Source organism: Stenotrophomonas sp. GD03654 (assembly GCF_029845105.1).
Classification (GTDB): domain Bacteria; phylum Pseudomonadota; class Gammaproteobacteria; order Xanthomonadales; family Xanthomonadaceae; genus Stenotrophomonas; species Stenotrophomonas africana.
On the sequence record NZ_JAOCLC010000120.1, the window covers coordinates 1 to 7920 of the forward strand.

The 7920-nt window shown below is 66.5% G+C and carries 6 protein-coding genes; 3 read left to right on the top strand and 3 right to left on the bottom strand.

Annotated features, from left to right (window positions below):
* Window positions 1-107: 107 nt before the first annotated feature.
* From N5J73_RS23580 to N5J73_RS23590, 3 genes are all read right to left on the bottom strand, one after another.
* Window positions 108-1358: a DUF819 family protein gene (locus N5J73_RS23580; protein ID WP_049445483.1), complete on the bottom strand. Its 1251-nt coding sequence runs from the start codon at window positions 1356-1358 to the stop codon at window positions 108-110.
* A 119-nt stretch (window positions 1359-1477) separates the two neighbouring features.
* Window positions 1478-2764 carry a HAMP domain-containing sensor histidine kinase gene (locus N5J73_RS23585; RefSeq protein ID WP_049445485.1) on the bottom strand — a complete coding sequence of 429 codons (1287 nt, stop codon included), beginning with the start codon at window positions 2762-2764 and terminating at the stop codon, window positions 1478-1480.
* On the bottom strand, window positions 2751-3464 hold the full coding sequence (locus tag N5J73_RS23590) for a response regulator transcription factor (protein ID WP_049445487.1): 714 nt from the start codon (window positions 3462-3464) through the stop codon (window positions 2751-2753). The genes N5J73_RS23585 and N5J73_RS23590 overlap by 14 nt, the downstream gene beginning before the upstream one ends.
* 130 nt (window positions 3465-3594) lie before the next feature.
* Between N5J73_RS23590 and N5J73_RS23595 the strand changes: the two genes are divergently transcribed.
* From N5J73_RS23595 to N5J73_RS23605, 3 genes are all read left to right on the top strand, one after another.
* Entirely contained in the window at window positions 3595-5298 is a 1704-nt protein-coding gene (locus N5J73_RS23595) for a glycosyltransferase family 39 protein (protein ID WP_049445489.1), read from the top strand.
* Window positions 5299-5409: 111 nt separating this feature from the next.
* Window positions 5410-6162, top strand: coding sequence for a phosphatase PAP2 family protein (locus tag N5J73_RS23600; RefSeq protein WP_049445491.1), 753 nt, complete (start codon window positions 5410-5412; stop codon window positions 6160-6162).
* On the top strand, window positions 6159-7808 hold the full coding sequence (locus N5J73_RS23605) for a phosphoethanolamine--lipid A transferase (RefSeq protein ID WP_049445495.1): 1650 nt from the start codon (window positions 6159-6161) through the stop codon (window positions 7806-7808). Before N5J73_RS23600 ends, N5J73_RS23605 begins: the two co-directional genes overlap by 4 nt.
* The last annotated feature ends 112 nt before the right edge of the window (window positions 7809-7920 follow it).

The following is a 7920-nucleotide window of genomic DNA, read 5'->3' on the forward strand; positions in this document are numbered from 1 at the left end:
ACGGATTGCCCGCTATTGCTGTTGCTTCGGCTGTTGCCGTTGAGATTGCCGGCCAGCGGCCGGCACTACCGCTTCGGCGGGTGCCGGGCGCAGCCCGGCTGCACCTCTCAGCCGTTGGCCATCCATTTCAGGATCAGGCCGGTGACATAGGCCAGCCCCGTGCCGGTCGCATAGCCCACCGTGCCCAGCAGCACGCCCACCGGGGCCAGCGTCGGATGGAACGCCGCTGCCACCACAGGAGCCGAAGCGGCTGCGCCGATGTTGCCCTGCGAACCAATGGCGAAGAAGAACAGCGGCGCGCGCAGCAGCTTGGCCACCACCCACAGCACCAGCACATGCGTGGCCATCCAGATCGCGCCAAGCAGGAACAGCCACGGCCGATCCAGCAGCGACAGCAGGTTCATCTGCATGCCGATGCAGGCGATCAGGAAGTACAGGAACACCGTGCCCAGCCGCGACGCACCGGCCGCTTCCAGCCGGCGCGCACGGGTGAAGCTCAGGCCCAGGCCCATCGCAGTGGACAGCAGGATCACCCACACGAACTGGCTGTCCAGGCTGAACTGGCTGGCCCAGCTGACATTGGCCTTGAACCAGCCCGCCAGCGGCGCGGCGATGGCATGGGCCAGGCCGACGCCGCCCAGTGCCACGCCAACGATCACCATCAGGTCGGTCATGCTGGGAATGCGTGCGTTCTGTGCCTCGTAGGCGCTGATGCGTGCCTTCATCTCGTCGATTGCACGGGTATCGGCACCGTTGCGGGTATCGATCTGCTGCGCGCGGTTGGCCAGGAACAACAGGATCGCCATCCACAGGCTGGCGCAGGCTACATCGACCACCGCGAACTGGCCGAAGGTGGTCGCATCGGTGCCGAACACCTCGCGCATGGCAACCATGTTGGCACCGCCACCGATCCAGCTGCCGGCCAGCGCCGCCATCCCAGCCCAGGTATCACCGGCCACGGTTTCGGGGTGGATCAGCTTCATCAGCTGGAACGAGACGATGGCACCGAGCATGATGCCGGCGGTACCGGCACAGAACACGATCAGCAGTTTGGGGCCGAGCTTGGCAATGCCCTTGAGGTCGATCGACAGGGTCAGCAGGACCAGCGCGGCCGGCAGCAGCACGTCGCGTGCGACCGGGTTGTACAGCGAGGTGTTGTGACCGTCGATGACACCGGCGGTGTTGTAGATGGCGGGAATGAAATAGCACAGCAGCAGCGCCGGCACCCAGGCGAAGATCTTCTTCAGCAACGGGGTCGGACCACTGGCGGCCCAGAAGATCAGGGCCAGGGTGGCGGCAATCAGGCCCAGTCCAACGATGTCGTTGCTGATCAGGGCAGTAGCGGGTTCGGTCGGCATGGGATCCTCTGTCGATCGAAAGAGCGGGAAAAAAAAGCGCCGCATAAAGCGGCGCAGGTCGAGATTAACATTGTCTTCACGCCGGGTCATGCCGCAGCGCGGAGCGATTGGCATGTCGGTCAGCCCGGTCGCGAGGCGCCGAAGTCCAGGGTGACCCGCGTGCCACGCGGGTCGCAGGGCTGCAGCTGCAGGGTCCAGCCCAGGTGCTCGCACAGCCGCGCGATCAGGTCCAGACCGATACCGCCGCCCCGATCAGCACGTTCACCGCGGGCCATGCGCGCGTGGATCGCGGCAATCTCCTCGGGGCTCATGCCATGCCCCGGGTCCTGCAGGGTCAGCACCGCCGACGAGCTCAGGCGCAACTCAATGTGGCCACGCCCACTGTTCTCGATGGCATTGCGCAGCAGGTTGCCGATCGCGGCCTGCACAACGGCCAGCGGCGCGACAATATCCACCGGGGCAGCCTGGATGCCGATGCTCAGGTCCTTGTCGCCCAGCAGGTGGCGATGGTCGTCGACGATCTCCGGCAGCAGCTGGTCCAGCGCGATGCGCTCGGCACGTGCGGCCAGGCGCGCCGGATCACGCGCCAGCACCAGCAGCAGTTCAATCAGCTGCTCCACGCTCTGCGCCGTGCGCAGCACCCGCTGCATCTGCTGGCGTGCACGATCGGGCAGGCCCGGCTGTTCCAGTGCCAGCTCGGCGGCACCGGTCATCACTGCGATAGGCGTGCGCAGTTCGTGGCTGGCGGTACTGATGAAGACCCGCTCGCGCTCGACGAACTGTTCGTTGCGGTCCAGGTAGTCGTTCAGCGCATCGGCGATGGTATGCAGCTCGGAGCTGCCGCGCGGGTCGACCTCGATGCGCTGGCCCTGCACCCCTGGTCGCAACCCGGCAATGTGCTGTGCCAGCAGGCTCAACGGGCGCACCATGCGTTCCATGCCGAACGACGCCATCAGCACGGTGACGAAGATCATGATCACCCCGGCCAGCATCACCCAGCGCGTGGCGAACTGTTCCAGGTCATGGAAGTCGGAAATGTCCAGCGCCAGCGCCACCCGCCCCATCGAACCGGTGTCACGCACCATCACCGCAGTCTGTCGCCCCTTGATCGGCACCCCGTCATGCAGTCCCGGGTGCAGCATGCGCACGCTTTCCGGCATGTTGCCTTCATCGAAGCGGAACAGGCTGAGCGTGTCCGAGTCCTGCCAGCGATAGTGGGGCTCGTGCTCGGTGTGCTCGACGATGCTGTCCAGTTCGGAATTGAGCAGCGCGCGCCAGGCAGCATGCTCGGCATGTTCATGCACGTAGTTGCCGACGCTGAACACCGCGACCGACAGCAGCGCCAGATAGCCCAGCAACCACCACACCACGCGCCGGTACAACGGCCCCGGCTTACTCGCCTTCATCATCATCCTTGCCGGCATCGCTGGGCGTGGTCACGGCCAAGCGGTAACCCACCCGCGGCAGGGTATGGATCAGTTTCTCGGCGAACGGTCCGTCCACACTGCGGCGCAGCTCGTAGACATGCGAACGCAGCAGGTCGCCATCCGGCGGCTCGTCGCCCCACAGAGCGAATTCCAGCTGCTGGCGGGTCACCGCGCCGGGGCTGGCGCGCATGAGCACTTCCAGCAGCTTCCGGCAGGCCGGGTACAGGTGCAGCACCTGACCCTCACGCTGGGCCTCCAGCGTCGCCAGATCCAGCACCAGATCGCCCACCTGCAGGCGCTTGCGCGGGTTGCGGCCCTGCGCACGCAGCAGCAGCGCCTCCAGCCGCACCTCCAGCTCCGGCAGCGCGAACGGCTTGGTCAGGTAGTCGTCGGCACCGGCGCGGAAGCCGGCGATCTTGTCCGGCAGCTCATCGCGCGCGGTCAACATGATCACCGGCACCTCGGACGCGTGCTCGGCACGCAGTCGGCGCAGCACCTCCGGCCCCTCCATGCGCGGCAGCATCCAGTCCAGGATCACCGCATCGTAGGGGTGGCTGCCGGCCAGGTGCAGGCCGGTGATGCCATCCGGGGCCACGTCCAGCACATGCCCGCGCGACTCGAAATAGTCGAACAGGTTGGCCACCAGCTGGCGGTTGTCCTCGATCACCAACAGACGCATGCACGAAACATCCACGGAAGTTCGTACCATGGTAGCGCCGCCCATGTCGGAATGCGGTCGTCCCGCCCCCTTCTGACGCTTTTCCCACCCTCGCCACCTCAAAATGGCCGTTTTGCTCCCGGAGCCTGCCGTGCCCGTAGCCCTGCCCCGCCGTTGGCGCCTGCCCCTGCTGTGGCTGCTGATCATTGCTGCGTTGGCAGGGGGCATTGGCCTTCGGCAGCCGCAGCCGCCGGACGAACCGCGCTTCGTGCTGGCCGCGCGGACCATGGTGGAGAGCGGGCAATGGCTGCTGCCGCATCGTGGCAGCGAGTTGTATGCCGAGAAGCCACCGGTATTCATGTGGCTGCAGGCGGCCGCCTACGAGCTGGTCGGCAGCTGGCAGTGGTCGTTCCTGCTGCCGTCGTTGCTGGGCGCCCTGCTCAGCCTGTGGCTGATCTCGGATCTGGCTCGCCGGCTGTGGTCGCCCAGGCACTCCGTCTATGCCCTCGCAGCGCTGTTCTGCACCCTGCAGTTCGGGCTGATGGCCAAGCGCGCGCAGATCGACATGGTGCTGGTGGGAATGACCACCGTGGCCCTGTGGGGCCTGCTGCGCCACCTGTGTGAACGCCGCAACCTGCCCGCGCTGTGGCTGGCCGGTTTCGCCGCAGGCGTCGGCACGGTGACCAAGGGTGTGGGTTTCCTGCCGCTGCTGATGGTGCTGCCCTGGTTCGGCTGGTGGCTGTACCAGCGCCGTCGCGGGCACCGTGTGGAGGGTCCGCACCCGGCAACGCTGCTGTGGCTGATCCCGGCGTTCCTGCTGGGCGTGGGCGTGTGGCTGGCGCCGCTGGGCTGGGCCCTGCTGCATACGCCCAGCGCCGAACTGCAGGCCTACGCGCATGAGCTGTTGTTCAAGCAGACCGGCACCCGCTACGCCAATGCCTGGCATCACCGGCAGCCGGTCTGGTACTACCTGCAGGTGATCCTGACCCTGTGGCTGCCGGGCAGCCTGCTGCTGCCCATGCTGTTCAAGCCGTGGTGGCGCCGCATCCGCCGCGGCGATGGCCGCCAGTGGCTGCTGCTGGGCTGGGCAGTGCTGGTACTGGTGTTCTTCAGTGCCAGCCCGGGCAAGCGCGAGGTGTATCTGTTGCCGATGCTGCCGGCGATGGCACTGGCGGTGGCGCCGCTGCTGCCCGGCCTCCTGCGCCGCCTGTGCGTGCGCCGCTACCTGTTCGGCTACAGCGTGGTGCTGATGCTGGCCACCGGCGTGCTCGGCGTGATGCTGATGACCGAGCACCCATGGGCGTTGGCACAACTGGAACGCCGCGCCATGCCCGATACGTTGCTGCCGGTGCTGGGCGACGGCCTGCTGACCTTCGCCATCGCCCTGGCCACATTGATCGTGTGGCTGCGGGTACGCCGCGCCGCAACGCTGGTGCTGCTGACCCACGGCATGCTGTGGATGCTCTACGGTCTGGTGCTGATCCCGGCGCTGGATCCCTACGCATCGGCGTCGGCACTGATGCGCCGGGTAGGCGCGCGGATCGGTCCCGACGCCGAACTGGCGCTGGTGGCCTGGCGCGAGCAGAACCTGCTGCAGGCCGACCGGCCAGTGCGCGAATTCGGCTTCAAGCGCCCCTGGGCCGAGCAATGGCACGATGCCGGCCCGTGGCTGGCCGAAGCACCGGACAAGCGCTGGCTGCTGGTGCTGGATGATGCGATGAGCCCGTGCGTGGACCCGAGCAAAGTGATCGATATCGGTGTTGCCAACAGGAATCGTTGGCAACTGCTTCCCGGTACCGCATGGAACCCGGAGTGCCACGCCGAGCGGACAGGGTCGACCGCCGAAGAAGACTGAACGTTGACACGTGCCAGGCACACATTAACCCGGCACGAACGAGCGTCCGACCCTTCTCCGACATCCAGGTGACGAGCATGACCGCGGATTCCCGAACCGCCCTTTCCCAGCATGCCCGTCCGTCCCCTTGATTCGGTAGCGCCGCTTGCGACATCGCCACTGGCGTCACGATTTGCCGTAACTCACCTCTGGCTGCCTGTCGCAATCGGTCTGCCGTTGTTTACGCTGCTGATGGGTTTCGGCGGCGACCAATGGGTGGCCGATCATCTGTTCCGCCTGGAGGGTGGTCACTGGGCGCTGCAGGACGCTTGGATCACCCGCACGGTGGTGCACAAGGTCGGCAAGTGGCTGAGCACGGCTGCTGCGCTCGTGGCGATCCTGCTGTGCTTCCACCACTGGCGAAAGGGTCGCGATCGCACCCTGCGGTGGGCGCTGCTTTATGTCGTAATTGCCATGGCCCTGGGCACGGGTGTGATCTCCCTGCTGAAGTCGCTGGTGCCGATGGAATGCCCCTGGGACCTGCTGCGCTACGGCGGCCACCAGCCTTTCATCGGGCTTTTCACGGCACGGCCCGTTGGCATGGCCGCGCAGGCCTGCTTCCCTGCAGGCCACGCCAGCGCGGGTTACGCATGGGTGTGCCTGTACTTTTTCGCCTTGCTGTGGCGCCCTGCATGGCGCTGGGCCGGGTTGTGGATCGGCCTTGGCACCGGCCTGGTATTCGGCATCAGCCAGCAGCTGCGGGGCGCGCATTTCCTTTCACATGACGTTGCGACCGCTTTGATCTGCTGGCTGCTTTCGCTGGGCCTGTATGTTCTGATCCGCCATCAGCTGGACCGTCCCCACCGCCAGGAGGCAAACGCATGAGTGCATCGGTCCAACGCCCCGCCCGTCTTCCCGCGTTGGCGAACCTTCGCCGCTTGCGGCCGCAGCTCTCCACCGAAGCACTGATCGCACTGACCAGCCTGTTCTTCGCGGTGGCCGGCAACGGCCTGTTCTGGCACAGCGCGATGGCCAGCCATCCGGGCAGCCTGCGCTACGCGCTCTCGCTGCTGCTGTTGCTGCTGGGTGCGCACGGCGTGCTGCTCGGCATCCTGGTCTGGCGCTGGAACGCCAAGGTGGTGATCAGCCTGCTGCTGCTGGTGACTGCATTCGCTGCGCACTACATGAGCCGCTACCACATCTACCTGGATGCGGACATGCTGCGCAACGTGCTGGCGACCGACCCCAAGGAAAGCCGCGAGCTGATGACCGTGTCGCTGCTGTGGCCGGTGCTGTTGCTGGCGGTGCTGCCGATGGTGGTGCTGTGGCGCGTGCAGGTGCGTCGTCGCAGCTGGGGACGCAGCCTGCTGTGGCGTCTCGGCTTCCTGGTGGTGGCTGCGGTGACCGCGCTCGGCGGTGCGCTGATCTCGTTCCAGGATGTCTCGGCGCTGATGCGCAACCAGCGCGAAGTACGCTACCTCGCGACCCCGGCCAACGTGCTGCTGGGCATGCCGCGTGCGCTGCGTGGCGACAATCCGGTGCAGCGCGCGCCGAAGCTGCCGATCGGTACCGACGCCAAGGCCACTCCGCGTGCACCTGCCAGCAAACCGCGCCTGCTGGTGATCGTCATGGGCGAGACCGTGCGCGCGCAGAACTGGGGGCTCAACGGTGGCCGCAACACTACCCCGGAACTGGCCCAGGCACCGGTGATCAACTTCCCCGACATGCATTCGTGCGGCACCAGCACCGAGGTTTCGCTGCCGTGCCTGTTCTCGCCATGGGGCCGCCACGACTACGACGAGAAGAAGATCCGCGCGCACCAGTCGCTGCTGCACGTATTGAACCGTGCCGGCATCGCACCGTTGTGGCGTGACAACCAGTCCGGCTGCAAGGGTGTGTGCGAAGGTCTGGACTTCCAGTCGCTGTCCGACGCGACCACCCCGGGCCTGTGCGCCGACGGCCGCTGCATGGACGAGATCCTGCTGCAGGACCTGGCCACCCAGGTGCGTGCCAGGCCCGGCGACCGCGTAGTGGTGCTGCACCAGCTGGGCAACCATGGCCCTGCGTATTTCGAGCGTTATCCGGCCGCCTTTGCCCGCTTCAAGCCAACCTGCGACACCCGTGACATCGGCCGCTGCTCGCGCGAAGAGATTACCAACAGTTACGACAACGCCGTGCTGTACACCGATCACTTCCTGAGCAAGACCATCGGCACGCTGCAGGGGATGCAGGACTACGATACAGCGATGATCTACCTGTCCGACCACGGCGAGTCGCTGGGCGAGAAGGGCCTGTTCCTGCACGGCGTGCCCTACGCCATCGCCCCGGCCGAGCAGACCCGGGTGCCGATGACGATGTGGTTCTCGCCGGGCTTCGCCAGCAGCCGCGGGCTGGACCTGCAGTGTGTGCGCAAGCGTTCGGCAGCCTATACCGACCATGACAACCTGTTCCCGTCGGTGCTGGGCCTGATGCAGGTGAAGACCTCGCTGTACGAGCGTGATCGCGACCTGTTCGCCAACTGCGAAGGTTGAGGGTTGTTCGGCAGGGCTTGCAGCCCTGCACCTGCCGAAGCCAGAGCCGAAGCCGAAGCAACAGCAAAAGCTGGCATCCCGTGGGTTGGCGGGGTGGGTCCGGTTGAGGGGG